This window comes from Microbacterium sp. NPDC089695, from assembly GCF_044749085.1.
Taxonomy (GTDB): Bacteria; Actinomycetota; Actinomycetes; order Actinomycetales; family Microbacteriaceae; genus Microbacterium.
Map to the genome: position 1 here is coordinate 727,106 of NZ_JBIVHG010000001.1, position 24,722 is coordinate 751,827.

The window sequence follows — 24,722 nt, forward strand, 5'->3', positions numbered from 1 at the left end:
GTCAAGTCAGGCCAGATGTCGCCCTTGCGCGATCGCCTCCATGACGGCCGCCTGGACGTCGGGCCATCGATCCATGATCTGCTCGTAGCTGAAACGGAGCACATGGTAGCCACGCAGGGTCAGCTGCCTGTCGTGAGCGATGTCGTTCGACCTCTGCAGGCCGGTGTGCGTCGCCCCGTCAGCCTGGATGACGAGTCGTTCGCCCATCAGCAGGTCGACGCGCCGCCCCAGGATCCACGCCTGGGGCAGCATCCGCACCCCCAGCCAGCGAAGCCGGAACACCAGAATGCTCTCGAGGCCCGAGTCCGCGAAGGGACGCGCACGGTCGAGCACGGCCCGTGCAGCGGACGGGAGTTCGAAAGCGGAGAGGAATGCACGGTCGACGACTCCTGCGTTGAGCGCGGACTCCCACACCACGACAGCGTGCTCGAGCGGCAGGCATCCCGCGATCAGCACCAGGGAATTGACGATCCCGTCCTCGAGGAGCTCGGGATCGCGGGGGACCAACGGACGCGCCCAGTGCACGACGACGCCAGGGGGCACCTCGAGGCGAGCCGCGTTGGGCCGCGCGGCGACATGAAGGAGGCGCTTCTCCGGCACCCAGAGCCCGGCTCGTTCGGCGGCCGTCACGCATGACAGCACGACACCGCGCGCGACGGCGCCGACGAGACGCGGATCGAGCCCTGGAAGAACCACCCACCCTCTTCGCGGCGTGCGGACGGCGCCGCTCTCCTTCGCGGCTCGGAGTCGATGCGCCGAAACTCCCGCCGCCCGAAGAGTCCGAACGCGCGCCGCTCCGCCGCGCCGGGCGAGCTCTTCCACAGGATCCATTCCCTGATGTTGGGGCATCCCGAACTCGCGCCTGCGCCAGGAAACTGGGATTCGTGGATGGAACGGATGCCTTCAGTGTTGTGCAGACGAGGTCATCCCCGTCGCTGTCACCTCGTCATCGGCGCGGACGGAAGGTGTTCGCATGATGCGAAGGAGAGATTCACGGCATCCGTCCTGCAGATCGTGAGATCTCCTTCGCGACAGGAAGGGCAGGGATGCAGAAGGGGCGAGGATCCGAAGATCCTCGCCCCTTCAGGTGCTGTGGCTTACCAGCTCGACTTGGTCACGCCGGGCAGCTCGCCGCGGTGCGCCATGTCACGGAAGCGGACACGCGAGATGCCGAACTTCGTGAGGACACCGCGGGGGCGGCCGTCGATGACGTCGCGCGAACGCACGCGAGCCGGCGACGCGTTGCGCGGCAGCTTCTGCAGGCCGACGCGTGCGGCCTCGCGGGCCTCGTCGGTGGCGTTTGGGTCGACCAGGGTCTTCTTCAGCTCGGCGCGACGCTCGGCGTAACGCTCGACGATGACCTTGCGCTGCTCGTTGCGAGCGATCTTGCTCTTCTTAGCCATTGATCAACGCTCCTCTCGGAATTCGACGTGCTGACGGATGACCGGGTCGTACTTCTTGAGCACGAGGCGGTCGGGGGTGTTGCGGCGGTTCTTCTTCGTCACGTACGTGTAACCCGTACCTGCCGTCGAACGCAGCTTGATGATCGGACGGACGTCCTGTGCCTTCTTGGCCATTAGAGCTTCACACCCTTCGCCTGGAGGTCCTTGACCACATTCTCGATGCCGCGGACGTCGATCACCTTGATGCCCTTGGCGGACACGTTGAGCGTGATCTTACGACCGAGCGACGGAACGAAATAGGTCTTCTTCTGCACGTTCGGGTCGAAGCGGCGCTTCGTCCGGCGGTGCGAGTGCGAGACGTTGTGACCGAAGCCGGGAACTGCTCCGGTCACCTGGCACACTGCTGCCATGATGTGACTCCTTCTCTACCGTGGGGCCGGACGGCCCCACCCAAGATCCCTTGTCTGCGCGCAACCCCGAACCGCCGATCGCTCGGCGAGAAGAAGGGGAAGCACACGAACTACGCACAGGAGTGTGCGCAGACAAAGAGTGAGTCTAGCACGACGGAGGGGGCCCGCCCGCAGGTCGCGGTCGGGCCCCCTCCGGGTGCGATGGACTACTCGGTCACCGGGATGGATGCCGCCTTCAGAGCGTCGATCGTCGAGGTCTGACCCTTCTCGATCGCGTCGAGCAGCGTGCCGTTGCCGCTGACCGCAGCCTTGAAGCCGTCGGACACGTCGGCGTAGGTCTGGGTCATGGTCGGGCCCCACGCGAAGTCGGGCGAGACCTGCGTGGCGGCGTCGGCGAAGACGTCGTAGATCTTCTGGCCGCCGTAGAACTCGACGCCCTCGGAGAACACCGGGAGCTTCAGGCCCGCCGTCGTGGCCGGGTAGAGGTTCGCGGCCTCGGCGAGTGCCGTGAGCGCCTCATCCGAGGTGTTCAGCCACAGCGCGAACTTCGTCGCCTCGTACACGTGCTCGCTGCCCTTGAGAACCGCGGTCGACGATCCGCCCCAGTTGCCGGCGGCCGATCCTCCGGCCTCCCACTGCGGCAGCGGCGCGACGGCCCATGAGCCCGCCGTGTCGGGAGCACCCGAGGAGATGGAGTTCGCGCCCCACACGGCCGAGTTCCACGTCCACACGCTGCCCGAGTTGTAGGCGTTGTTCCACTCGTCGGTCCAGGCGGGCACGGTGGCGACGAGGTCGTCGTCGAGCATCCCCTGCCAGAAGTCCGCGACCGTGGTCGTGGCGTCGTCGGCGAGCGTGACCGACCAGCCGGCGTCGTCGCTCGAGAACCACTTCGCGCCGTCCTGCCACGCGAAGCCCGCGAACTGGTTGATGTCGGACTGCGAGAAGTTGGTGATGTAGCCGCCGAGGGCGCGGATCTGCACGGCGGCGTCGCGGTACTCGTCCCACGTAGTCGGGATCGCGATGCCGTTCTGCTCGAACAGGTCGGCGCGGTAGAACAGGGCCATGGGGCCGGTGTCCTGCGGGATGCCGTAGACGCCCTCGGTGCCGAGCGTCACCTGCCCCCACGCCCAGTCGACGAACTGGTCCTCGGCGGCGACGACGTCGGCGCAGGCGCTGAGGTCTTCGACGCCGTCCTGCACGAGGAAGTTCGGCAACGCGTCGTACTCGATCTGCCCGAGGTCGGGGGCGTCGCCCGCCTTGATCTGGTTGAAGAAGTTCTGGTAGGTGCCGCCGTTGCCGTTGGGGCCGGTCTGCACCTTCACCTGGATCTCGGGGTTCTCGTCGTTCCAGATCTTCACGACGTCTTCGATGCCGGGGATCCAGGACGTGAACTCGAGCGTGACGTCGCCGTCGGCCGGGGTGCACGAGGCGGCCGCGTCGCCGCTCCCGCCGGTGGAGTCTCCGCCGCCGGCGGAGCAGCCTGCGAGCGCGAACGCCGAGATGGCGATGACGGCCGCTGCCTTCTTCTTCGAATGCTGCATGTCGATCCCTTTCGTGGATGCGATGTGGATGGTACGGGTATGGAACGGGTGGTGCGGATGCCGGGCGGTCGGTCCGTCCGGCAGCCTGCTCACTTCAGGGCGCCGGCGCCCAGTCCGTTGCGCCAGAAGCGCTGGAGCAGGAGGAAGGTGACGATCAGGGGGATGACCGAGAGGAGCGCGCCGATGAGCACGAGGCCGCGCAGCTCGGGGATCTGGTTCAGCTGGTTGTTCCAGTTGTAGAGACCGAAGACGACGGGGAAGAGCTCTTCGCTGCGGAGCATGATCATCGGCAGGAAGAAGTTGTTCCAGATCGCGACGAACTGGAACAGGAACATCGTCACGAGCGCCGGGGTCATGAGACGGATGCTGACCGTGAAGAACGTGCGGATCTCGCCCGCCCCGTCGAGACGGCTCGCCTCGAGCAGCTCGTCGGGCACCGACGACGCCGCGAAGATGCGCGCGAGGTACACGCCGAACGGGCTGACGATCGAGGGCAGGAACACCGACCAGAAGGTGTTGGTGAGCTGCGCCTGGCTGAAGATCAGGAACAGCGGGAGCGCGAGCGCGGTCGCCGGCACGAGCACGCCGCCCAGCACGATGTCGAACAGTACGTCGCGCCCGGGGAAGCGGTACTTCGCGAGCGCGTATCCGGCCATGGCGGCGAGGAGTGTGGCGATCGCTCCGCCGAGCGCGGCGTACAGCACCGAGTTGAGCAGCCAACGGAGGTAGACGCCGTCGCGGTAGGCGAACAGCTCGGCGATGTTGTCGAACAGGTGGAAGTCGGCGAACCACAGCGGGGCCGTCGTGAGGATGTCGCCGGTGTCCTTGCTGGAGGCCACGAGCAGCCACCAGATCGGCAGCAGGAAGTAGACCGTGAAGACGGCCATGATGAGCATGGCGCCGCCGCGGGAGATGCCGGACTCACGGGCAGCCCTGCCGTGCGACGGCGCACCCGCCTTGCGGCCGGGGGCGACGATCGTCATGGTGCTCATGCGTTCTGCTCCTTGCGCTGCATGTACTTCATGAATCCGAACGACAGCACGAACGTCGTGACCGCGAGCACGACCGAGAACGCCGCCGCGAGGTTCGTGTTCGGGATGGATGCCGTGGCGTAGACGGTCATGTTCGGGGTGAACGTGCTGGTGACGGCGGAGCTGAACGAGCGGAAGACCTGGGGCTCCGCGAGCAGCTGCAGCGTGCCGATGATCGAGAAGATCGCGGTCATGACGATCGCGGGCCGCACGAGCGGGATCTTGATCGACCACGCGATGCGCCACTGGCTCGCGCCGTCGAGGCGTGCGGCCTCGTACAGCTCCTGCGGGATCGACAGCAGCGCCGAGTAGATGATCAGCATGTTGTAGCCGACGTACACCCAGGTCACCACGTTCGCGATCGACCACAGCACGAGGTCGGCGCCGAGGAAGTCGATGCTCTGCGTGAGGGCCGTGAACGGCGAGAGGTTGGGCGAGAACAGCGAGCCCCACATGATGGCGGCGATGACGCCCGGCACCGCGTACGGCACGAAGAACGCGAGGCGGAAGAAGCGCTTGCCGCGCACGAGCGGCGAATCGAGCAGCAGCGCGAACAGGAGGGCGAGTCCGAGCATGACCGGCACCTGCACGACGCCGAACATCAGCATCCGTCCCATCGACGCCCAGAACGCCTCGTCCTGGAAGACCAGGAGGTACTGCGTGAGCCCGCCGAAGACGAGCTCGGCCTTGCCGAACGTGCCCTCGCGCCGCACGACGAGCAGCGACTGCCAGAACGCGTACGCGATGGGCACGACGTAGAAGAGGAGAAACAGGATGCCGAAGGGCACGATCAGGAACGCGATGGCGCCCTTGTGCGGGATGCGGCGGCGGCGACCGGACGCGGCCGGAGCCGAGCCGACCGCCGGTGCGGCGAGCGTGGTGGTCATGCATCCTCCTTGATGATGCGCACGGCGCCCGCGGGGACGGACCCCGTGGTGGGCGCGTCCGTCACGAGGTCGTGCCCCGTGACCGCGACCTCGATGTCGCTCGTGCCGTGGTTGATGACGAACAGGAAGCGGCCGCTCTCCCCCGAGCGGCGGACGATCTCGACGTCGCGCGCCGATCCGGCGATCGGCACGATCCCCGCGGTGGCGGCGAGACGGGCGACCAGGTCACGGTACGCGTCGCGCGAGGGCTGCGTCGCGAGATACCAGGCCTCGCCCGCACCGGCCACGCGGCGGGTGAGGGCCGGTCCGCCGGCCGACGGGCCGTCGACGAACGAGGCCACGACCTCGGCATCCGTCGCCTTGAGCCGCTCGGTCCACACGGTCGCGGCGGTGCCGTCGTCGAGCGCGACGTGCTCGCCGGGTCGCAGCGGCGCGAACTCCTCGGAGCGGATGCCGAGCAGTTCGCGGAACGCGCCGGGGTAGCCGCCGATGCGCACGCGGTCCTCCTCGTCGACGATGCCGCTGTAGAACGTGATGAGAGCGGTGGCGCCGTTCTCGACCGCGCGGGCGATCGCGGCGGCCTCCTCGTCGCGCACGAGGTGGAGCGCGGGCACGACGATCAGCCGGTAGCCGTCGAGGTCGCCTCCGGGGCGTACGACGTCGGCCGTGATCCCCGCGTCGCCGAGGGCGGCGTGCGCGGCGTGCACCTGACCGAGGTAGCTGAGCCCCTCGCTCGGACGCCCTTCGTCCTCAGCGGCCCACCAGCTCTCCCAGGAGAACAGCACGGCGGCATCCGCCTCGACACGCGTGTCGGCGATCACGCCGAGCCGGTCGAGCAGGCCGCCGAGCTCGACGACCTCGCGCCACTGGTCGGAGTCCTCACCGGCGTGCGGCAGCAATGCCGTGTGGTACTTCTCGGCGCCCTGCGTCGACGCCCGCCACTGGAAGAAGCAGATGCCGTCGGCACCGCGGGCGAGGTGGCCGGCGACGTTGCGCCGCATCTCGCCCGGACCCTTCGCGAGGTTGTAGGGCTGCCAGTTCACGGCACCGGTCGACGTCTCCATCAGCAGCCACGGCGCGCCCTGCGCGAGGCCGCGGGTGAGGTCGGCGGCGAACGACAGCTCGCCGCTCGGGTCGTCGAGGCGGCGGTCGAGGTAGTGGTCGTTCGCGATCAGGTCCATGTCGCCGGCCCACGACCAGTAGTCGAGGTTGCGGATGTGCGCCGTGACCATGAAGTTCGTCGTCACCGGCAGCGTGCTGCGTTCGCGGAGGATCGCGGCCTCGGCGCGGTACAGCGCGAGCTGCTCGTCGGAGCTGAATCGCTGGAAGTCGAGGATCTGCCCGGGGTTGCGCAGCGACAGCACCTGGGCGGGCGGCTGCACGTCGTCGAAGGAGCTGTACCGCTGGCTCCAGAACGTCGTGCCCCACGCGCGGTTCAGCGCCGCGATGTCGTCGGCGTAGCGGTCGCGCAGCCACGAGCGGAAGGCCGAGGCGCTGGCCTCGCAGTAGCAGAGGGCGTTGTGGCAGCCCAGCTCGTTCGAGACGTGCCAGAGCGCGACGGCGGGGTGGTCGCCGTAGCGCTCGGCGACGCGGGTGACGACCTCGGCCGCGTAGGCGCGGAACACCGGCGAGCTCGGGCAGTAACCCTGCCGACCGCCCTGGCGGAAGACCGTGCCGTCGTCGCCGACGGGGAGGATCTCGGGATGCCGGGCGCTGAGCCAGGGCGCGGGCGACGATGTGCCGGTGCCGAGGTTGATGCGGATGCCGGCGTCGTGCAGCAGCGCGATGATCTCATCGAGAGCCGTGAAGTCCCACTCCCCCTCGGCGGGGTTGATCGACGACCAGCCGAAGATGTTGATGGCGACGAGACCGATGCCGGCCTCGCGCATGAGGCGCACGTCGTCGGGCCACACGCTGCGGTCCCACTGCTCGGGGTTGTAGTCGCATCCGAACACGAGGCCGTCGCCCGAGGAGAGGGCGGCGATGCGGGCGGGTGCGGCGGCCATGCGAGGCGCTCCTTTGCGAGTCGTGTGTGCACGTGCACAGTCGGGGTCGGGCAGATCGGGAGCCGATATTCTGTGAACGTGCACACATCGTCACATGTCGCACCGCTGCGCGTCAAGTCCTGGTCGCTAGGCTGTCGATCATGACCATTCCCGCGCGCCGGCGCAGCACCGTGCACGACGTCGCACGCGTGGCCGGAGTCTCGCGCGGAACCGTGAGCCGCGTGATCAACGGCGGCTACGTCTCGGACTCCGCACGCACGGCGATCGAGGACGCGATCCGCGAGGTCGGCTACGTGCCGAACACCGCGGCGCGCAACCTCGTGCGCCAGCGCACCCAGGCCATCGCCTTCATCGTGCACGAGCCACACGCGCTGTTCCTCGAAGACCCCAACATCGGCGCGATCATGCTCGGAACGAACGAGGCGCTGTCGGAGGCCGACTACCAGATGGTCTGCCTCGTGGTCGACTCGGTGCGCGATACCGAGCGGGTCGCCCGCTACCTCAACGGCGGATTCGTCGACGGCGCCGTGATCGTATCGGCCCGCGTGCAGGATCCGATCACCAACGCCGTGCTGCGCCTCGACCTGCCGGTCGCGTACGTCGGCCATCCGCCCGACGTCGACGCGCCGTGGGTCGGCATCGACAACCGCGGGGCGGCGGCCGCCGTCACCTCGCGCCTGCTCGACACGGGCCGCACGCGGGTCGGCATGATCGCCGCCGCGCTCGACCGCGACTCCGGCACCGACCGCCTCGCCGGATTCGCCGACGCCCTCGGCGATCGCTTCGACCGCGCGCTCGTCGAGGAGGTGCCGCTGTACTCGTATGCGGAGGGCGCCGCCGCGATGACCCGGCTGCTCGAGCGAGCACCCGACATCGACGGGGTGTTCGCCGCCTCCGACGCGGTCGCCGCCGGGGCCATGTGGGCGCTGCGCGAAGCGGGGCGCCGCGTGCCGGAAGACATCGGCGTGGTCGGATTCGACAACAGCACCTGGGCGACCAGGACGACGCCGCAGCTCTCGACCGTCGACCAGCCGGCCGAGGGGCTCGGGGCGGCAGCCGCGGCATCCGTCCTCGCCCAGCTCCGCGACGGCGAACGGTCGCGCGAGGGCACGATCCTCGACACCCCGGTGGTCTGGCGGCACTCGGCCTGAACGCCCGGGCGGCGAGATCAGCCCACGCGGGACCGTTCGAGCGCGACCTCCAGGTCGGCCGCCGCCTGACGCACGGACTCGGCGATGTCACCCTGGTGCTGCTCGGTCAGGCGGAACGCCGGCGCGGCCACCGTCACGGCGCCGACCAGCGTGCCGCGCACCCGCACGGCCGCCGCAGCCGCCCACACTCCCCGGTCGACCTCGCTCGAGCTCTCGGCGTATCCGGTGCGGCGCACCTCGTCGAGCTCCTCCTCGAGGCGGCGGCGAGCTGCGGGGGCGAGCTCGGTGCGCGCCAGGTACTGGTCGCGCCGCGCATAGTCGGCGAGCAGGACCTTCGCGGCGGCTCCGCCGTGCAGCGGCATGAGGTGACCGATCGAGAACGAGATGCTGATCGGCTGATCCGATTCGGCGATCGCGAGGCACACCGCCGACTCGTTCACGCGACGCAGGTACAGGGCGGTCTCGTCGGTCTCGCGCGAGAGACGGTCGAGGAACGGCTGCGCGTCGGCGCCGTAGTCGAGGGTCTGCTCGGCTGCGCGAGCCAGTCGGATGACCTGCGGCGACAGCACGAACACGCCCTTCGAGCGCTCCTCGACGAGGTCGAGCTCGCGCAGCAGGGAGATGTACCGGTAGGCGCTCGGCACCGACAGACCGTGGTTCTCGACCACGTGGTCGAGCGTCAGCTCGGGCTTGCCCTCGGAGAACTGCAGCAGGATCTGCAGGGCCCGGCGAGCGCTGTCGACGCCCTTGGTGCGGCCTGTGCTCCGCGGCTCGTCATCGTGGTCCATCGCCCCGCCTTTCTCGTTCCGACGAACGCTCACGCTACGGCATGCCGATCACGCGAGCGCATCATGCCGTCATCTCGGTTCTCGACACGTCAGTTCTCGTACGTGCCGACGGTCCGCGCCTGCTCGATCACGGCATCGCCGTACTGCGCGAGGAACTCCTCGCGGGTGGGGGTGCCGCCGACCGTGCGGCTGAGCGCGTACACCCAGAAGTAGTAGTGGTGGCGGCCGTGACCTGCCGGCGGCTGCGGACCGAAGTACCCCTCCCCGAAGCTGCGCGGCCCCTGGCGGCCGGTCGATGCGTCGACGACGGTCGTCTGCGGGTCGATGCCGTACACGGTCCAGTGCGTGAAGCCCTGCGGCAGCGGCGCATCGGGGTCGTGCGCGATCACGGCGAGCTCGACCGTGCCCTCGGGCAGGCCGCTGATCTCGAACACGGGCGCCTCATTGCCGCCGTCGGCGGTGTGGACGTCGGGAATGCGCTCGAGCGTGGCGAACGCAGAGGTCGTGATGGCGAGCTTGTCGAACAGGGGCATGTGCCTCTCCTTCGTGGTGATGGCCTCGTGACGAGGATGACGTGGTTCGTGGGTGGTCAGTGTACGGCCGACAGCACTCGTCGGATCTCTTCGGCGACGACGCCTGGATGCTCCTCGGGCACGTAGTGGTCGGCATCGGCCACGACACGCCAGGCGTCCCCCGGACGCGCCGCGGCAGCCGATGCCCAGGCGGCATCGCTCACGATCGCGCTCCCCGCGCCGCGGACGTGCCGGGCCGGAGCCGTGAACGCACGGAACTCGGACTCGTGCGGTGCGTGGAATCCGTCGATGAGCTGCATCAGGGCCGAAGGATCGGCGAGCGGGCGCAGCCCACCGGACCCCGTGGGGCGGTACCCCCACTCGGCGCGGCGCGCGACGGCATCCGCGGGCAGCAGCGGATAGCGCTCCTGGAGGTACGCCCTCACCGCGGCGGCCTCGGGGAACTCCCGATCTCCTGCCGCGACCCGCTCGCGGAGCACGTCGAGCACGCGGCGCTCGACCCAGGGGGTGTAGTCCACGCAGACCACACCCCGGATGCGATCGGGATGCCGGGCTGCGGCGACCCAGGCGTTGCGGGCGCCGAGAGAGTGGCCGACGACGACCGCGGTCTGCGCCCCGACCGCATCGAGCACGGTCACGACGTCGTCGGCGAAGTCGGCAGCCGCGTAGCCGGTCGCAGGCTTGTCGCTGCGCCCGTGGCCGCGCTGGTCGACCGCGACGGTCGTCGCCTCGTCGATCAGGCGATCGGCGATCGGCTCCCAGACGGCATGGCTCGCGCTCGTGCCGTGCAGCATCACCACGACCGGGCCGCTGCCGCGCACGCGGAAGGCGAGGTCGACCTCGGCTCCTCGGGTGCGCTCCAGTCCGCCGGCGAGCGGCTCGGTCGTGATGGTCGGCATGATCAGACCACCGGGATCGCCGACAGCGTCTTGCGCGTCTCGATCAGGCCCGTGATGATCTCGCCGCGCTTGGCGGCGATCGCGGCCTCGTCCTCGTAGTCGTACATGCCTGCGCCGGTCTTGAATCCGAGTCGCCCCTCGGCGATGCGGTCGAGGATCGACTGCGGGGTCGTCGTCGAGGCGTCGAGGTCGGCGTTGAGGTAGCTCGAGACGGCCTGGTAGATGTCGAGTCCGGCCATGTCGAGCAGGCGCGTCGGGCCGATCACGGCGAGCTTGTAGCCGATGCCCCATTTGACGCAGGTGTCGAGGTCGGCGGGCGTGACGATGCCCTCCTCGAGCAGCGCGACGCATTCGCGCAGCACCGCGTACAGCACGCGGTTCTCGACGAATCCGGCCTTCTCCTTCTCGAGCACGGGCAGGTAGTCGAATGCCTTCACGATCTCGATCAGGCGCTCGGTGACGGCCTGATCGGTGGCCTCGCCCGGGACGACCTCGATCATGGGGATCAGGTGCGGCGGGTTCGACCAGTGCATGCCGATGAATCGCGCCGGCACGCGCAGCTGCTCGGCGATCGTCGTCACCGGGATGCCGGAGGTGTTCGTCGCGATGATGACGTCGTCGCCGATGAGGGCCTCGACCTTGCCGAGGACGTCGGTCTTGATGTCCAGCCGCTCGGGCACCGCCTCGATCACGAGTCCGGTGCCGTCGAGGGCTGCGGCGAGGTCGGTGCCGAAGCTCACGGATCCGCCCGGGGTCGGCTCGCCGTTGATCGTGACGAGCACGGATGCGCACATCTCGGCACCGGCCTTCGCACGGGTGAGGGCCTCGTCGCTGATGTCGAACACGCGCACGGTCACGCCCTTGTGGGCGAGGGTGGCGGCGATGCCCGGTCCCATGGTGCCGGAGCCGACGACGGTGGCGATCGCGGGAAGTGTCATGTTGTCTCCTTCGATTCGGGGATGCTCAGTGCTGGATGTCGGTGGTCATGCCGATGCCGAAGTGCTCCTCGTACCGCTCCAGACGACGGTTGAAGAACATCCAGAAGTTGCCCTGCGCCTTCTTGGGGTAGATCCGGGCGAACTTCTCCTTGATCTCCTCGGGGTCCGGGGTGATCGGGGTGAGGCCGGCCGAGCGCATGTCGACCTGGAAGCGCGACGCCTTCTCGAGGAAGATCCCGGTGAGGGTGACCTCCTCGACCGTGGCGCCGACGAACGCGACGCCGTGGTTGGCGAGGAAGATCGCCTGCGCCTCGCCGAGCGCCTCCGCGACCTCGACGCCGCGGTGCACCTCGGTGATGATGTGCGCTGTCTTGTCGTAGCGGGGCACGTCGTGCTCGGCGAACCACACGCCGTGGTTGTTGTACGGCATGAGCTTCTCTCCCTCGGCGGCGCCGAGCACGGTGGCGTAGTGCGCGTGCGAGTGCCCGACGAAGTTGACGTCGGGGCGCGCCCGCATGATCTCGGCGTGCAGCGGCCACTCGATGTGACGCAGGCCGGTGCCCTGCAGCACGGCTCCATCGAAGTCGATGAGGATGAAGTCGTCTCCCTCGACCTCGCTCAGCGCGAGGTTGCCGCGCTTGAGCCAGAGCCCGCGACCCCAGGGGTCGCGGTACGAGAGGTGCCCCATGGACATGTCGCCATGCCCTTCGAGCTCGAGGATGCGGTGGGCGCGGGCGACGTCGTCGAGCACGGCGGCGATCGACTCGTCGGCGTCGTAGCGGGTGGGCTTGTAGGTCACGGTGTGTCTCCGGTTTCGAGAGGTAGGGCTTAGGCGGTGCGGGCGGCGGCCTCGGCCGCGGTCATCCCACCGACGCGGGCGTGGAGTCGGCCGCCGGTCGCGACCGCGGCGATGATCACGAGCTCGTCGGGACGAGGGGCGTCGGGCAGCGCGATCGTGATCGCGTCGTAGTGCGATCGCACGTAGACCTCGTCCTTGTACGCAAGCGGGATGTCGATGGGCGTGCCCGCGACCGCGACCTTGGTCGCCGAGCTGATCCACGCCTCCCCGCCGCCGATCGCGTCGCGGAACGCGTTGCCGAACGTGGTCGTGACGCACGCCACGACGTGTTCCTGCTCGCCGGCGATCCCGACGAGTCCGCCCTTGCCGTAGCTCTCGGCGGGGCGCCCGCCGAGCAGGGCGAGCGCGCGCTCACCGAGCGCCGTGCCCAGGCTCGCGCTGGGCAGCGTGAGCGGCGACAGGTCGTCGGCCCAGACGCCGGCGAACGGGTTCTTGATCACGACGGCGCTCGCGGCCTTGATCAGGGTCTGCGCGGCGGGGCGTCCGCCGTCGGTCACGGTCTCCTGCACGACGTCGTGCCAGGCGCGGATCTCGTAGTAGGGGTCGACGGTCATGCGTACTGCTCCTCGTGGCGTCGCGGGTCGGTGGGGTCGTACAGAGCCATCTCGACGGAGTCGTCGACGAACTGGCCGCCCTCGCGCATGGAACGCGTGTCGGCGTACCACTGCGAGCGGGTCTGCGTGCGATCGGTGAGCGGCCGCTCGACGCGCTCCCACTCCTCCAGCGCCTCGGGCAGCCCATCGACGGATGCCGCGGTGACGGCCTCGGCGAGCGTGAAGGCGTTCGTCATCGCGCAGCCGGCGCCCTGGGCGAGCGCGGGGCACATGGCGTGCGCGGCATCGCCGATCACGGCCACCCGACCGCGGGTCCAGTGGTCGAGGCGACTCGTCTGATAGCCGTAGTACTTTCCGGCGATCGCCGCGGCATCCTTCAGCACGGGCGCCAGCTGCGGGAACGTCGAGGTCCACAGATCGAGGTCGATCGGCACGCGCGATCCGCGTGGATCGGCTGCGGCGGCCATGAGCGCGATGTAGAGCTCGTCGTCGTTGCACGGCGTGTAGAGCACGCGCAGACCGATCTCGTCGTCGTTCCAGAAGTCGATGACGTTGTCCCAGTCGGTGTCGGGCTCGAGCGCGGCGAGCTCGTCCTTGCGGCGGGGCACGAGGAACCGGGTGATCCCGTCGCGCGCCCGCTCCCGGGCGAACGGGATGCCGAGGCTGTCGCGCACCGCCGAGCCGACGCCGTCGGCGCCGATCACGAGATCGGCCGTGGCGCGCGAGCCGTCGCCGAAGGTCACCGTGCCGTCGGGGGTCGCCCCCGTGACGGTCGATCCGGCGATGACCTCGACGCCGGCCTCGCGCGCCGCCGTGAGCAGCACCTGGAACAGGTGAGGCCTGGTCTGGGTGCTCCAGCGGATGCCCTCCAGGGCCTCCTGCGACACGATCCGGTTGTTCATCCTGGTCTCGTAGTGCGGCGGGACCATGGCGTTCGCCCGCAGGTCGGGGGTGACGCCGAGATCGTCGAGCACTCGGAGGCTGTTGCCCCAGAGCACGATCCCGGCGCCCTCCGCCCGCAGCTGCTCGCCGCGCTCGTGCACCCTGACGCGCCAGCCGCGCTGGGCGAGGGCCGTGGCCGCGGTGAGTCCGGCGAATCCGGCACCGGCGATCTCCGCGGTGCGTGCAACCGAATCGGTCATGCTGTCTCTCTCCTTGCAGTTCTGAGCGGGTCCGACGGCCGGATCAGCCGTTGGCCGCGCTGATGAAGCTCGAGTCGCGCACGTCGTCGACCGTGGGCGCGTCGGTGATGACGCCCTGTTCGACGAGCAGGTCGATCGTGGTCTGCCACTGGTCGTCGCTCATCGCGCCCAGACCCTCGGCCTCGGTCGTCTCGCTCTCGAAGGTGAGGTCGATGTCGGTCTCGAGCTGCGTCGTGTAGAGGTCGACGTTCTCGGCGAGCTGCGGCGAGGAGTCGGCGAGGATCTTCGCGGCCTCGGCGGGGTTGTCGATCGTGTACTGGAACGCCTTGACGTAGGCGCGCAGGAAGCGCTCGACGACATCCGGGTTCTCCTCGAGGTAGGCGTCGCTCGCGAAGATGCCGGTGCCGAGGGCCTCGTAGCCCCAGTCGACGCCCTTGAGGACGCTGATCTTGTCGTCGCCGCCGGCGTGCTCGGCGAGCAGGGGGAACTCGGCGTCGAGGTAGCAGGGCACGGTGTCGACCTGGTCGGACAGCAGGTAGTTCTCATACGGCGGCTTGACGGTGAGCTCGGTGAGCTCGCTCTTGTCGATGCCGTTGAGCGCCAGCAGCGCCTGGTAGAAGACGTACGTCGAGCCCGACGCCTGCACGCCGACGCTGAGTCCGCGGAGGTCGTCGACGGTCTCGAGCTCGACGACGTCCTTCTTGGTGCACATCGCGAGCGGCGACACCTGGTTCATCGCGGCGATCGCCTTGACCTCGACGCCCTGCGAGCGTGCGAGGGCGAGCGTGGGGAGGTCGGCGACGCCGATGTCTCCCGAGCCGGAGCCGACGAGGCGCAGGGTCTCGCCCGAGCTCTGTCCGACGAGGATGTCGTCGATCACGATGCCCTCCTCCTCGAAGTAGCCCAGCTCGTCGGCGACGTAGAACATGGCGTGGTTGCCGCGCGGCTGGAAGTCGAGCTGGACGGTGACGTGGTCGACGTCTCCGCTCGCCCCCTCCGCGGGGGCCTCGGCCTGGGCGCACCCGGCGAGGGTGAGCGCTGCGGCCACGGATGCGGCGCCGAGAGCGGCGATTCGGACGCGGTTCATGATTCTCCTTCGGGTCGTGCAGTCGGGTCGTGCGGATGGATCGGGTGGTGCGTCGGGTGGTGCGGGGTGCGGTCGGGTGGTGGTCGCGGTCAGCGCTGCTCGTCGTCGGTCGCGATGTGCGGGAAGGCACGGGCGACGATGAGCTCGACGAGGTCGATCGCGTAGTAGCAGATGAGGCCGAGGACGCTCACGACCACGAGCGCGGCGAACATCATCGGGGTGTCGAGCTGGGTCGATGCGAACTGGATCAGATAGCCGAGGCCGTTCTGCGAGCCGGCGAACTCGGCGACGACCGCGCCGATCACGGCCAGGGTGATCGCGATGCGGATGCCGGCGAACAGGTTCGGCAGCGACATCGGCAGCTGCACCTGGAAGAGGATCTGGTTGCGCGAGGAGCCGACCGACCGCATGAGCAGCAGGTGGTCCTCCTCGATGCGCTTGAGCCCGAGGACCATGTTGATCGTGATGGGGAAGAACGCCATGACGACGATGAGCACGAGCTTCGGCACCATCGAGTAGCCGAACCAGAGGATGAAGATCGGGGCGAGCGCGACCTTCGGCACGACCTGGAACAGCACGATCAGGGGGTAGACGGCCCGTTCGACCCATTCGAAGCGCACGATCACGAGAGCGAGCGCGATGCCGACGACGACGCTGATCAGGAATCCGAGGATCACCTCGGCGGCCGTGATCCAGGTCGCGGGGCCGAGGATGCTCCAGCCGGTGACGAGCTCGGCGGCGATCTCGGTGGGCTTCGCGATCACGAAGCTCGAGACGCCGAACACGACGACGGCGGCCTCCCAGAGCACCAGCACGACGACGAGCAGGAGCGCTGCGGGCCAGACGCGCGAGGCGGCGGCTCCGAACGCCTGTGCGGCCGTGCGGGTCGAGGTCGTGAGGGTCGAGGTGGTCGTGGACGACAGCGTGGTGGTCATGCGATCGCTTCCTTGATCTGCGCGGGGTGCAGCTGCTCGCGCAGTCGCGCCGTGTACTCGGCGAACCGCGGCGAGGAGAACGCCTCGTCGGTGCGCGGGCGGGGCAGCTCGACGTCGATCGTGTCGACCACGCGCCCGGGGTTCGCGGCCATCATGTGCACGGTCGAGCTGAGGAACACGGCCTCGGAGATCGAGTGCGTGACGAACAGGATCGTCTTGCCTGTCGCGGCCCAGATGTCGGCGAGGGTCGTGTTCATGGTGTCGCGGGTGATCGCGTCGAGCGCGCCGAAGGGCTCGTCCATGAGGAGGATCGTGGGGTCCATCGCGAGAGCACGGGCGATCGAGACGCGCTGCGCCATGCCGCCGGAGAGCTCGTGCGGCAGACGGTCGGCCGCATGCGAGAGACCGACGAGTTCGAGCGCCTCGTCGGCGGCGCGATAGGCCTCCTTGCGGTCACCGCGGGCGAGGTGACGCAGATGCGCCGCGTTCTCGCGGGCCGTCTTCCAGGGCAGGAGCGCGGCGCGCTGCAGCACGAGGCCGATCTCCTTGTCGCGCACGGCGTCGGCGGCGGACTTCGCGCCGATGCGCACGTCTCCGGCGGTCGGACGCAGGATGCCGCCGAGGATCTTCAGCAGCGTGCTCTTGCCGCAGCCCGAGGGACCGAGCAGCGTGACGAAGCTTCCCGGCTCGATCTCGATGTCCAGGCTCTGCAGCACCGTGTTCGATCGTCCGCGACGTGTGAACGTCATCTCGATGCCGTGTGCCGTGATTCCCGAAGAACTCACATCGACTCCCTTTTCTCATCATGTGATGTGGGCTTATTGCATTGAGAAGAGTCTGGGGGCGACGAGAGTCAGTTGCAAGACTTTTTTTGCGATGTAACAATCGATTTACGCGATCGAAACACAGAGGTGGAGACCGCGATCCGAACGCGCCCGAGAACCGGGCCTCGCCGCGATGCGGAGGGTCGCTCCCGGCGTCAGCGTCGGTCGGCGGATGCGGCGGAGGTCGACGCGTCCTGCGCACCCCTCCCCCAGCGGAACGGCGACACCGTGGGGTCGCCGGGGATCCAGAAGCGCCAGGGGAAGGCATCCGTGCCGGCGATGCCGGCGACTCCGACCCGCGGCCCCGACGCGATGTCGACGAGCGGTTCGTCGCGCAGCCACAGCTCCGCCGTCGCGCCGGCGAGTTCGAGACCGGTCACCGCATCGATGCCGTCGTGGATCGGATGCCGGAGGCCCGCGGCCTGTCCGAATCTGCCCGGTCCGCGCGCGAGGTCGCGCACGACACGACCCGTGAGCGGCGCCTCCACCCCGCGGCGCACCGCCGCGGCATCCGCTCCGTGCACGATCTCGCCCGCGCGCAGGAGGATTCCGCCGGCCTGACCGGCGGGGCCGCACACCACGTTGACGCAGGAGTGGATGCCGTGACTGAGGTACACGTACAGGTGGCCGGGCTCGCCCCACATCGTGGCGTTGCGGACCGTGCGTCCCATGCGCGCGTGGGAACCCGGGTCGGGCTCTGGTCCGGTTCCCTTCCCGTGATACGCCTCGACCTCGGTGAGCCGCAGGTGCACAGCCGATCCGGCCACACGGGTGCGCACCTCAGCGCCGAGCAACCGCGGCGCGACCGTGACGGCGAGGCCCGAGAGCTCGGCGCGGTTCGCGCGATGCAGCCCGTCGGAGCCCATGGCGCTCAGAACTGCGGGGCCGTCTGGCACCACGAGGCGTCGAAGCCGGTCAACGCCACCATCTCGTCGCCCGTGCGGAGATCGATCAGGTGCGTCTCCATGTTCTCGGGCAGCGGCAGCAGCATCTGATCGTAGGGGTTGTCGGTCATGTCGGGAGCGATCACGACCGCGGCGTACTGACCGCTCGGCGACGCGCACGCCTGCAGGATCGAGTCGGCAGGGCCGACCTCGACGAGCGGCGTCGCGGCGCCCTCGTCGTCGACCGTGATGATGGCCTGTCCCTGCGGCACACCGCCCGCATCGCGCGCGACCACGTGACGCAGCGTCCCGCCGGGGTACGGCGTGATGGTCATGGCTGTGCCGTAGTCGGGGTTCGATGCCGCGAGGGGCTGCTCCGATCCGTCGGCGAGGTTGAGCTCCACGACCGTCCCGTCGAGACGCTCGACGATCGCGGTGTAGGTGCCCCTTGAGATGCCCTGGATGGTCGTCGCGAGCCCGAGGGACTGCACCCCGGCATCCGTCGAGCGGTCGACGAGCGAGAGCGCGCCGTCGAAGTCGATGAAGAGCACGGCGGCGCTGTCGGGCACGAACTGCCACACGAAGATGCTCGCATCCTCGCCCCCGACCTGGGTCACGACCGGCTCGTCGTCGCCGCTCAGCGACTGGGTGACGAGCACGCTCGCGCGGCCCTCGGTGTCGGTCAGCTTCTTGTCGGAGTAGCTGTACCCCACGAACCCGCCGCGCTCGGAGACCTGGATCGCACCGACGTAGCCGTCACCGGGGAGCGGCAGCTCGCGCTGATCGGAGCCGTCGCGGTTCATGACCAGCAGGGACGAGCCTTCGTCGTCCTCGATCGACACGACGAGCTGGGTCGACGTCGCCCGGAAGTCGTTGATCTTGTCGGCCGCGAACACCGGCACGCCCTTCTCGCCGGTGAGGTCGGTGCGGAAGATCTTGTCATCGCCGTTCGCATCGCGCCGGAGCAGGAAGATGCTCGACGCGGGCGTCGTGAAGCTCGTCTCGAGAGTGGCCGCGGGCCCGCCCCCGGCGCCCGTCGCATCCGCGATCTTCACGGTGTACTCGGTGTCGTCGTCGAGCGGCACCGTGAAGCGGATGCCGACGCCGCGCCCTGCGGCGTCGAGCGTGAACGGTACCGCGGGTTCGACCGTGACCTGCGACTCGTCGATCGACTCCAGAGACTGGTTGGTCGTGAGGATCACGCGGCTTCCGGACGACTCGATCGCGTGCGCCGGATCGACCTGCACGTCGGTGATGCGCGGCCCCTGCGTGAGGCTCACGGCGCCGAGGCCGGCGCCGACCAGCACCAGGATGCCGAGCACGGCGCCGAGTGCGATGAGGAAGCGCCGGTCGCGCGGAGGCTTCGGGGAGGCGGGGGCCGGTGGCGTCGTCGGGCGCGATGCCGCCTCGGGATCTGCCGCCCCGGGGTCTGCCGCCTCGGAATCTGCCGCCTCGGAATCTGCCGCCTCGGAGGTCGATGCCCCGGGGTCGACGTGTCCCCGGGTCACATCGGGGGCCGACACGCCAGATACCAGCGGTTCCTCGCCTCCGAGTCCGACATGTGGCGTGTCGGCCCCCGAAGTGTCACCGGAATCCGGGTCGGCGGGGGCAGCCTCAGCCGGGGCGGCAGCCGCGGCGGGGGCAACGGCCGCAGCCGCAGCGGCCTCCGCCTCGCGGGCGGCCCGCATCTCGGCCCTGGTACGCGGGGCGGCGGGCACCTCGGGGCGCTCGTCGTCAGTACTCATACGGGTCCTCGGGCTCGTCGATCTCCTGCACGCTGGTCGGCTCGACGTGCAGTCGGCCGTCGGCATCCGCCTTCACCGTGCCCTCGACCTGCACCCACTGACCGGTCGAGAACTCGCCGGCGTCGATCGTCACCGGAAGCGTCGCGGTCTGAGCGTCGATCACGCAGTGCGTGATGACGAGGCGAGTGAGATTGACCCCGTCGTCGCCGGTCGGCGTGACGAATCCGGTCAGCGACACGGTCTTGCCGTCGTACGCCGCGGTGTTGGTCGCGGTGGCGAACACGCTCGCCCAGTCGCCGACGCCGAACGTCGCGGTGTCGGCGACCCCGAGCGACACGTCGTCGGCGCCCACGAACAGCGCGGTCTGCTCGCCTGCGCGCGACATCGCGAGCTCGACCGAGAGCGAAGCGGGCGGCAGCACGAGCGCCGCGATCACGACGCCCGAGGCCACGACGCCGCCGGTCACGGTGCCCGCGAGGGCGAACGCACGACGCGGGGATGCCGGTGCGGCAGCCGCTCCGTGGTCGTGGGCGTCGTCGACGGCATGCCCGTGGCCGTGATCGTGGCCGTGGTCATCTTCCGCGCCGAGCGGCAGGGCGAACGACCAGATGGCTCCGGCCAGTGTTGCGACGGCCGCAGCGCACGCGAACCACACCGACTCGGGGCTGATGTACAGCGTGAGACGCCCGGTGATGCCGAGACCGAGCGTGACGACCGACACGACCGAAGCGAGACCGACGCCGAGCCAGCGGGTCGCGAGCGCGCGGCGCCGAGAGACGCGCGGGGTGGACGACTGCTCAGACAAGGACGTTCACCCCGATCCCGATCGCGAAGGCCGCGAGCACGACCACCCCGACGATCCCGAGCAGCGTGCGGGTCGTGAACGTGGTGCGCATGAGCGCGAGCATCTTGACGTCGACGAGCGGCCCGACCAGCAGGAACGCCACGATCGCCCCCGACGAGAACGTCGATGCGAACGACAGCGCGAAGAAGGCGTCGACGTTCGAGCAGATCGCGACCGTGATCGCGAGCGCCATCATGGCGACGATCGACAGCACCGGGTTCGAGCCGATCGCCAGCAGCAGGTCGCGCGGGATCAGCACCTGCACGGCCCCGGCGAGCGCCGAGCCGATCACGAGCGCCGGCATGACCGCCCGCAGCTCGACCAGGAACTGCGTGAGGCTGCGGCGCACCGGGGTGCCGGGCTCGTGGGTCACCCGCTCGCACGTGTCGATGAAGCGCTGGGTGAGCAGCGAGTCGGGCGAGGGATGCCGACTGTAGATCCATCCGATCAGGTTGGCGATCAGGTAGCCGCCGACGAGTCGGGCGACGAGGATGCCGTCGTCGAAGCCGAACGCGGCATGCGTCGTGAGGATCACGATGGGGTTCACGATCGGCGCCGCGATGAGGAAGGTCAGTGCCTCGGCCGGTGCGAGGCCGCGCATCATCAGGCCTCGCGCGAACGGCACGTTGCCGCACTCGCAGACCGGGATCAGCATGCCGAGCAGCGACAGCACGGCTCGCCGCGCCCAGGCGCGCTTCGGCAGCCAGCGGTGGATGACGTCGGACGGCAGCCACACCTGCACGACGATCGACAGCAGCACGCCGAGCACCACGAACGGCAGCGCCTCGATGAGCACGCTGAGCGCGAGGGTGAGTCCGTCCTGGGCGCGGCTCGGCAGAGCGGCCTGGTACAGCGAGGGGAGGAACCGGTCGACGAGGAACAGCGCCGCGACGATCGCCGCCCCGAGACCGACCCCGATCCAGGGCGATCGCGGCGGTCGGACGGGCCGATGCGAATGCCCGTGCGTCGGCCTGGTCGCGGTATGCGAGCTCACGCCGTCGCAGCCCGTTCCGCGTCGCGCTTGTTCGTGCAGGGCGCGCAGAGACCGAAGATGTCGACGACGTGTGCGGCATCCGTGAACCCGTGCAGCGCGGCGGTGCGATGCGCCCACTGCTCGACGTCGGTGGCCTCGATCTCGACCGTGAGCCCGCAGTTGCGGCAGATCAGGTGATGGTGGTGGCCCTGGGTCGTGCAGGCGCGGTAGAGCGCCTCCCCCTCGGGGCTCTGCAGCGAATCGGCGTCGCCGGCGGCGGCGAGACCCGCGAGGGCACGATAGACCGTCGCGAGGCCGATGCCGGTGTTGTCGTCGCGCAGCGAGGCGTGCAGGCTCTGGGCGCTCACGAATCCGCGTGCGTCGGCGAGCGCTTCGCGCACGCGTTCGCGCTGCCAGGTGTTCCGCTGAGCCATACCCACGATTCTAGGCGCGCGGGGCTTGTCGGGGGCTGGGAGCGGATGCAGGGCCGGAGATCAGGCGCGCACGCGCCGCACCCCGCCACGCACGCGCTGCACGATCCAGCAGACGACGTAGATCGTGAACGACAGCGTCGTGATGTACGGGCTGACCGGGAGGGTTCCGGCGAGCGCGAGCAGGATGCCGCCCACCGCCGACACGAAACCGAACATCGCGGCGAGCAGCGGCACGGCGACGGGTCCGGCCGTCACACGCATGGCCGCCGCGGCGGGAGTGACGAGCAGCGCCATCACGAGCAGCGCGCCGATGATGTGCACGCTGACCGCGACGATGAGCCCCAGCAGCACCATGAAGAGCAGGCTCACGGCGCGGGTGGGCACCCCGCGCGCGGCCGCCGACTCCGGGTCGAGCGAATCGAAGCGCAGCGGGTTCCACATGAGCAGCAGGCCCAGCAGCACGACGATGCTGATGCCGAGGAGCCAGCCGAGGTCGGGACTCGACACCGAGACGATCTGCCCCGTGAGCAGGCTGAACCGGTTGGCACTGCGTCCCTCGTAGAGCGACAGGAACAGGATGCCGAGGCCGAGGCCGAACGGCATGAGCACGCCCACGATCGAGTTGCGGTCGCGGGCCTTCGAGCCCAGGATGCCGATCAGCATGGCCGCGACGAGCGCTCCGCCGAGGGACCCGGCGACGACGCTGCCGCCGAACAGGAGCGCCGCGGCGGCCCCCGCGAAGGACAGCTCGCTCACGCCGTGCACCGCGAACGCGAGGTCGCGCTGCATCACGAACACGCCGATGAGGCCGCCGACGATGCCGAGCACGGCGCCCGCGATGATCGAGTTGGCGAGCAGCGCGACGAGGTCGCCGTAGTCCTGGAACGAGAAGACGTCGCTCCAGTCGACGGCGGAGACGATGCCGGTCACGGCGGTCATGCGGCGCCCTCGTGCTCGTGATCGTGATGCGGCTCGGCGTCGGGCACGCCGACGACCACGAGCCGGTCGCCGGCGCGGAGCACGAAGACCGGGGTGCCGTAGAGCTCGGTGAGCACGCGGGTCTGCAGCACCTCTTCGGGGGTGCCGAGCACGAAGCGACCGCCCGCGATGTACAGGATGCGGTCGACACGGCCGAGGATCGGATTGATGTCGTGCGTGACGAACAGCACCGCGGCGTCGCGCTCGCGGCGCTGGCGGTCGATGATGTCGGTCACGGCGACCTGGTTCGCGAGGTCGAGGTTCGAGAGGGGTTCGTCGCACAGCAGCAGCGAGGGCTCATCGGCGAGCGCCTGACCGACCCGGAGCCGCTGCTGCTCGCCGCCCGAGAGAAGCCCGACGCGACGGTCGGCGAAGTGAGCGGCGCCCACGGATGTGAGCAACTGGTCGACCTTGGCACGGTCGCCGCGGTGCGGCACCGGGAAACCGAAGCGGCTGCCCTGCACGCCCAGGGCGACGAGGTCGCGTGCCCGCATGCTCGTGTCGGGGGCGAGCGAGCGCTGCTGCGGCACGTAGCCGATGCGGCGGTTGCCCCGGCGCACGGCGCCGCCCGCGACGCGGATCTCGCCCGACGACAGGGGCTGCAGGCCCAGGATGCTGCGCAGCAGCGTGGTCTTGCCCGAGCCCGACGGCCCGAGCACGGCGATGAACTCCCCCGCCTCGACGGTCAGGTCGAGGCCGGACCACAGTTCGCGGTCGCCGCGGTGCAGGGCCGCGCCGCGCACCTCCAGGACGGGGGTGCGCGGCGCGGTCGCGGCGTTCGTGTCGGCGTCGCCGCTCACGACTGGAGCGCGTCGGCGAGGCTCTGGATCGCGTCACTCATCCACTCAGAGTACGACGAACCCTCCGGGAGCAGCTCCGTGAAGGCGACGACCGGGATGCCGGCCTCCGTCGCGGCGTCCTCGACGCGCTGGGTCTCCGCCCCGCCGGTCTGCGCATTCGTGAGCACGGCGGCGACGTCGCCCGACGAGATCACGTCGAGCGTGGCGAGCAGCGTCGCGGGCGCGACATCGGTGCCCTCCTCGACAGACTCGGCGAAGCCCTCGGGCGTCACGTCGGTGAGGCCGGCGGCCGCAGCGAGGTAGCCGGGCACGGGCTCGGTGATGATGACGTTGGCGCCGGCCGCACTCGTGCCGACGGTCTCGAGGTCGCTCTCGAAGCCCTCGAGATCGGCGACGATCGCCTCGGCGTTCGCCGTGAAGTCCGCCTCACCGTCGGGGTCTAGCTCGCTCAGCTCGTCGGCGATCGCCTCGACCACGTGGATCATGGTGTGCGGGTCGAACCACACGTGCTCGTTGAAGCCCTCGATGTGGTTGTGACCCTCGTGACCGTCCTCGCCCTCGGCGTGGTCGTGGTCGTCCTCGGTGGACTCCGCATCAGGGGCCGCGGTCTCGTCGGCGTGGTCGTGGTCGTCGTCTTCGGCGTGCTCGTGACCCTCGTTGCCCGGGTAGTCGTGCGAGAACTCGACCGCCGTGACTACGTGCGGGTCGTTCGCGTCCTGCAGCAGCGTGTCGATGAAGGCGTCGTACCCGCCGCCGTTCTCGATCACGAGGTCGGCCTTCTGCACCGTGAGGCGGTCGCGCGCGGTGGCCTCGTAGGAGTGCGGGTCCTGGGTGACCGAGGTGATGATCGACTCGACGTCGATGCGGTCGCCGCCGATCTGCGCCGCGAGCGAGCCGTAGACGTTCGTGCTCGCGACGACCGTGATGCCGTCGTCGCCGCCGCCCTCTCCCGCTGCAGGGGTCGAGGAGCATCCGGCCAGCGTCAGGACGGCGACGGATGCGAGGGCGAGGGCGAGCACGGGCTTCTTCATGCTCACACTCTAAGCGCTAATGAGAACCATTATCAAATCGGATCG

General features: G+C 69.6%; 27 protein-coding genes. 1 reads left to right on the forward strand and 26 read right to left on the reverse strand.

Annotated features, from left to right (window positions below; all coding sequences use genetic code 11):
- Window positions 1–6: 6 nt before the first annotated feature.
- From ACIPYT_RS03610 to ACIPYT_RS03645, 8 genes are all read right to left on the reverse strand, one after another.
- Window positions 7–696, reverse strand: a complete 690-nt coding sequence (locus ACIPYT_RS03610; protein ID WP_401070726.1) for an endonuclease domain-containing protein — start codon at window positions 694–696, stop codon at window positions 7–9.
- Window positions 697–1,097: 401 nt separating this feature from the next.
- Window positions 1,098–1,403: a 30S ribosomal protein S14 gene (gene rpsN, locus ACIPYT_RS03615; RefSeq protein ID WP_017829734.1), complete on the reverse strand. Its 306-nt coding sequence runs from the start codon at window positions 1,401–1,403 to the stop codon at window positions 1,098–1,100.
- A 3-nt stretch (window positions 1,404–1,406) separates the two neighbouring features.
- The gene (gene rpmG / locus ACIPYT_RS03620; RefSeq protein WP_017203558.1) at window positions 1,407–1,577 is read right to left on the reverse strand and encodes a 50S ribosomal protein L33; all 171 of its coding nucleotides are present in this window, start codon (window positions 1,575–1,577) and stop codon (window positions 1,407–1,409) included.
- The gene (gene rpmB / locus ACIPYT_RS03625) at window positions 1,577–1,813 is read right to left on the reverse strand and encodes a 50S ribosomal protein L28 (RefSeq protein WP_017203559.1); all 237 of its coding nucleotides are present in this window, start codon (window positions 1,811–1,813) and stop codon (window positions 1,577–1,579) included. Before rpmB ends, rpmG begins: the two co-directional genes overlap by 1 nt.
- A gap of 206 nt (window positions 1,814–2,019) precedes the next feature.
- Window positions 2,020–3,354, reverse strand: coding sequence for an ABC transporter substrate-binding protein (locus tag ACIPYT_RS03630; protein ID WP_401070728.1), 1,335 nt, complete (start codon window positions 3,352–3,354; stop codon window positions 2,020–2,022).
- Between the two features lie 89 nt (window positions 3,355–3,443).
- Window positions 3,444–4,346 carry a carbohydrate ABC transporter permease gene (locus tag ACIPYT_RS03635; RefSeq protein WP_401070730.1) on the reverse strand — a complete coding sequence of 301 codons (903 nt, stop codon included), beginning with the start codon at window positions 4,344–4,346 and terminating at the stop codon, window positions 3,444–3,446.
- Complete coding sequence (locus tag ACIPYT_RS03640) at window positions 4,343–5,272, reverse strand: carbohydrate ABC transporter permease (protein WP_401070732.1); 930 nt, start codon at window positions 5,270–5,272, stop codon at window positions 4,343–4,345. The genes ACIPYT_RS03635 and ACIPYT_RS03640 overlap by 4 nt, the downstream gene beginning before the upstream one ends.
- The gene (locus tag ACIPYT_RS03645) at window positions 5,269–7,278 is read right to left on the reverse strand and encodes a beta-galactosidase (RefSeq protein WP_401070734.1); all 2,010 of its coding nucleotides are present in this window, start codon (window positions 7,276–7,278) and stop codon (window positions 5,269–5,271) included. Before ACIPYT_RS03645 ends, ACIPYT_RS03640 begins: the two co-directional genes overlap by 4 nt.
- Window positions 7,279–7,418: 140 nt before the next feature.
- Between ACIPYT_RS03645 and ACIPYT_RS03650 the strand changes: the two genes are divergently transcribed.
- The gene (locus ACIPYT_RS03650; protein WP_401070736.1) at window positions 7,419–8,429 is read left to right on the forward strand and encodes a LacI family DNA-binding transcriptional regulator; all 1,011 of its coding nucleotides are present in this window, start codon (window positions 7,419–7,421) and stop codon (window positions 8,427–8,429) included.
- 17 nt (window positions 8,430–8,446) lie between these two features.
- Here the strand turns inward: ACIPYT_RS03650 and ACIPYT_RS03655 are convergent, their stop codons facing one another.
- The 18 genes from ACIPYT_RS03655 to ACIPYT_RS03740 form a co-directional block, all read right to left on the reverse strand.
- Window positions 8,447–9,217 carry an IclR family transcriptional regulator gene (locus ACIPYT_RS03655; RefSeq protein ID WP_401070738.1) on the reverse strand — a complete coding sequence of 257 codons (771 nt, stop codon included), beginning with the start codon at window positions 9,215–9,217 and terminating at the stop codon, window positions 8,447–8,449.
- Window positions 9,218–9,306: 89 nt separating this feature from the next.
- A complete protein-coding gene (locus tag ACIPYT_RS03660; protein WP_401070740.1) occupies window positions 9,307–9,750 on the reverse strand; it encodes a YbhB/YbcL family Raf kinase inhibitor-like protein in 444 nt (147 codons plus the stop codon).
- A 56-nt stretch (window positions 9,751–9,806) separates the two neighbouring features.
- Window positions 9,807–10,649 (reverse strand): alpha/beta fold hydrolase, encoded by an 843-nt coding sequence (locus ACIPYT_RS03665; protein ID WP_401070742.1) that lies wholly within the window; start codon window positions 10,647–10,649, stop codon window positions 9,807–9,809.
- Between the two features lie 2 nt (window positions 10,650–10,651).
- Window positions 10,652–11,587 carry a 3-hydroxyacyl-CoA dehydrogenase NAD-binding domain-containing protein gene (locus ACIPYT_RS03670; RefSeq protein ID WP_401070743.1) on the reverse strand — a complete coding sequence of 312 codons (936 nt, stop codon included), beginning with the start codon at window positions 11,585–11,587 and terminating at the stop codon, window positions 10,652–10,654.
- A 25-nt stretch (window positions 11,588–11,612) separates the two neighbouring features.
- Window positions 11,613–12,386, reverse strand: a complete 774-nt coding sequence (locus ACIPYT_RS03675) for a class II aldolase/adducin family protein (RefSeq protein ID WP_401070744.1) — start codon at window positions 12,384–12,386, stop codon at window positions 11,613–11,615.
- A gap of 29 nt (window positions 12,387–12,415) precedes the next feature.
- Complete coding sequence (locus tag ACIPYT_RS03680) at window positions 12,416–13,000, reverse strand: amino acid synthesis family protein (RefSeq protein ID WP_401070746.1); 585 nt, start codon at window positions 12,998–13,000, stop codon at window positions 12,416–12,418.
- Window positions 12,997–14,142: an FAD-dependent oxidoreductase gene (locus ACIPYT_RS03685; RefSeq protein ID WP_401070748.1), complete on the reverse strand. Its 1,146-nt coding sequence runs from the start codon at window positions 14,140–14,142 to the stop codon at window positions 12,997–12,999. The genes ACIPYT_RS03680 and ACIPYT_RS03685 overlap by 4 nt, the downstream gene beginning before the upstream one ends.
- 43 nt (window positions 14,143–14,185) lie before the next feature.
- Window positions 14,186–15,229: an ABC transporter substrate-binding protein gene (locus tag ACIPYT_RS03690; protein WP_401070749.1), complete on the reverse strand. Its 1,044-nt coding sequence runs from the start codon at window positions 15,227–15,229 to the stop codon at window positions 14,186–14,188.
- 89 nt (window positions 15,230–15,318) lie between these two features.
- The gene (locus ACIPYT_RS03695) at window positions 15,319–16,164 is read right to left on the reverse strand and encodes an ABC transporter permease (RefSeq protein ID WP_401070751.1); all 846 of its coding nucleotides are present in this window, start codon (window positions 16,162–16,164) and stop codon (window positions 15,319–15,321) included.
- Window positions 16,161–16,949 (reverse strand): ABC transporter ATP-binding protein, encoded by a 789-nt coding sequence (locus tag ACIPYT_RS03700; RefSeq protein ID WP_401070753.1) that lies wholly within the window; start codon window positions 16,947–16,949, stop codon window positions 16,161–16,163. Before ACIPYT_RS03700 ends, ACIPYT_RS03695 begins: the two co-directional genes overlap by 4 nt.
- 194 nt (window positions 16,950–17,143) lie before the next feature.
- Window positions 17,144–17,854 (reverse strand): DNA-3-methyladenine glycosylase, encoded by a 711-nt coding sequence (locus ACIPYT_RS03705; RefSeq protein ID WP_401070755.1) that lies wholly within the window; start codon window positions 17,852–17,854, stop codon window positions 17,144–17,146.
- A gap of 5 nt (window positions 17,855–17,859) precedes the next feature.
- Window positions 17,860–19,617: a hypothetical protein gene (locus ACIPYT_RS03710; RefSeq protein ID WP_401070757.1), complete on the reverse strand. Its 1,758-nt coding sequence runs from the start codon at window positions 19,615–19,617 to the stop codon at window positions 17,860–17,862.
- Window positions 19,607–20,422, reverse strand: a complete 816-nt coding sequence (locus tag ACIPYT_RS03715) for a TIGR03943 family putative permease subunit (protein WP_401070758.1) — start codon at window positions 20,420–20,422, stop codon at window positions 19,607–19,609. Before ACIPYT_RS03715 ends, ACIPYT_RS03710 begins: the two co-directional genes overlap by 11 nt.
- Window positions 20,415–21,380 carry a permease gene (locus ACIPYT_RS03720; protein ID WP_401074732.1) on the reverse strand — a complete coding sequence of 322 codons (966 nt, stop codon included), beginning with the start codon at window positions 21,378–21,380 and terminating at the stop codon, window positions 20,415–20,417. Before ACIPYT_RS03720 ends, ACIPYT_RS03715 begins: the two co-directional genes overlap by 8 nt.
- 71 nt (window positions 21,381–21,451) lie before the next feature.
- A complete protein-coding gene (locus tag ACIPYT_RS03725; RefSeq protein WP_401070760.1) occupies window positions 21,452–21,868 on the reverse strand; it encodes a Fur family transcriptional regulator in 417 nt (138 codons plus the stop codon).
- 60 nt (window positions 21,869–21,928) lie between these two features.
- Window positions 21,929–22,807 (reverse strand): metal ABC transporter permease, encoded by an 879-nt coding sequence (locus ACIPYT_RS03730; protein WP_401070762.1) that lies wholly within the window; start codon window positions 22,805–22,807, stop codon window positions 21,929–21,931.
- Window positions 22,804–23,646, reverse strand: coding sequence for a metal ABC transporter ATP-binding protein (locus ACIPYT_RS03735; RefSeq protein WP_401070764.1), 843 nt, complete (start codon window positions 23,644–23,646; stop codon window positions 22,804–22,806). Before ACIPYT_RS03735 ends, ACIPYT_RS03730 begins: the two co-directional genes overlap by 4 nt.
- Window positions 23,643–24,677 carry a metal ABC transporter solute-binding protein, Zn/Mn family gene (locus ACIPYT_RS03740; RefSeq protein ID WP_401070765.1) on the reverse strand — a complete coding sequence of 345 codons (1,035 nt, stop codon included), beginning with the start codon at window positions 24,675–24,677 and terminating at the stop codon, window positions 23,643–23,645. Before ACIPYT_RS03740 ends, ACIPYT_RS03735 begins: the two co-directional genes overlap by 4 nt.
- Between the last annotated feature and the right edge of the window lie 45 nt (window positions 24,678–24,722).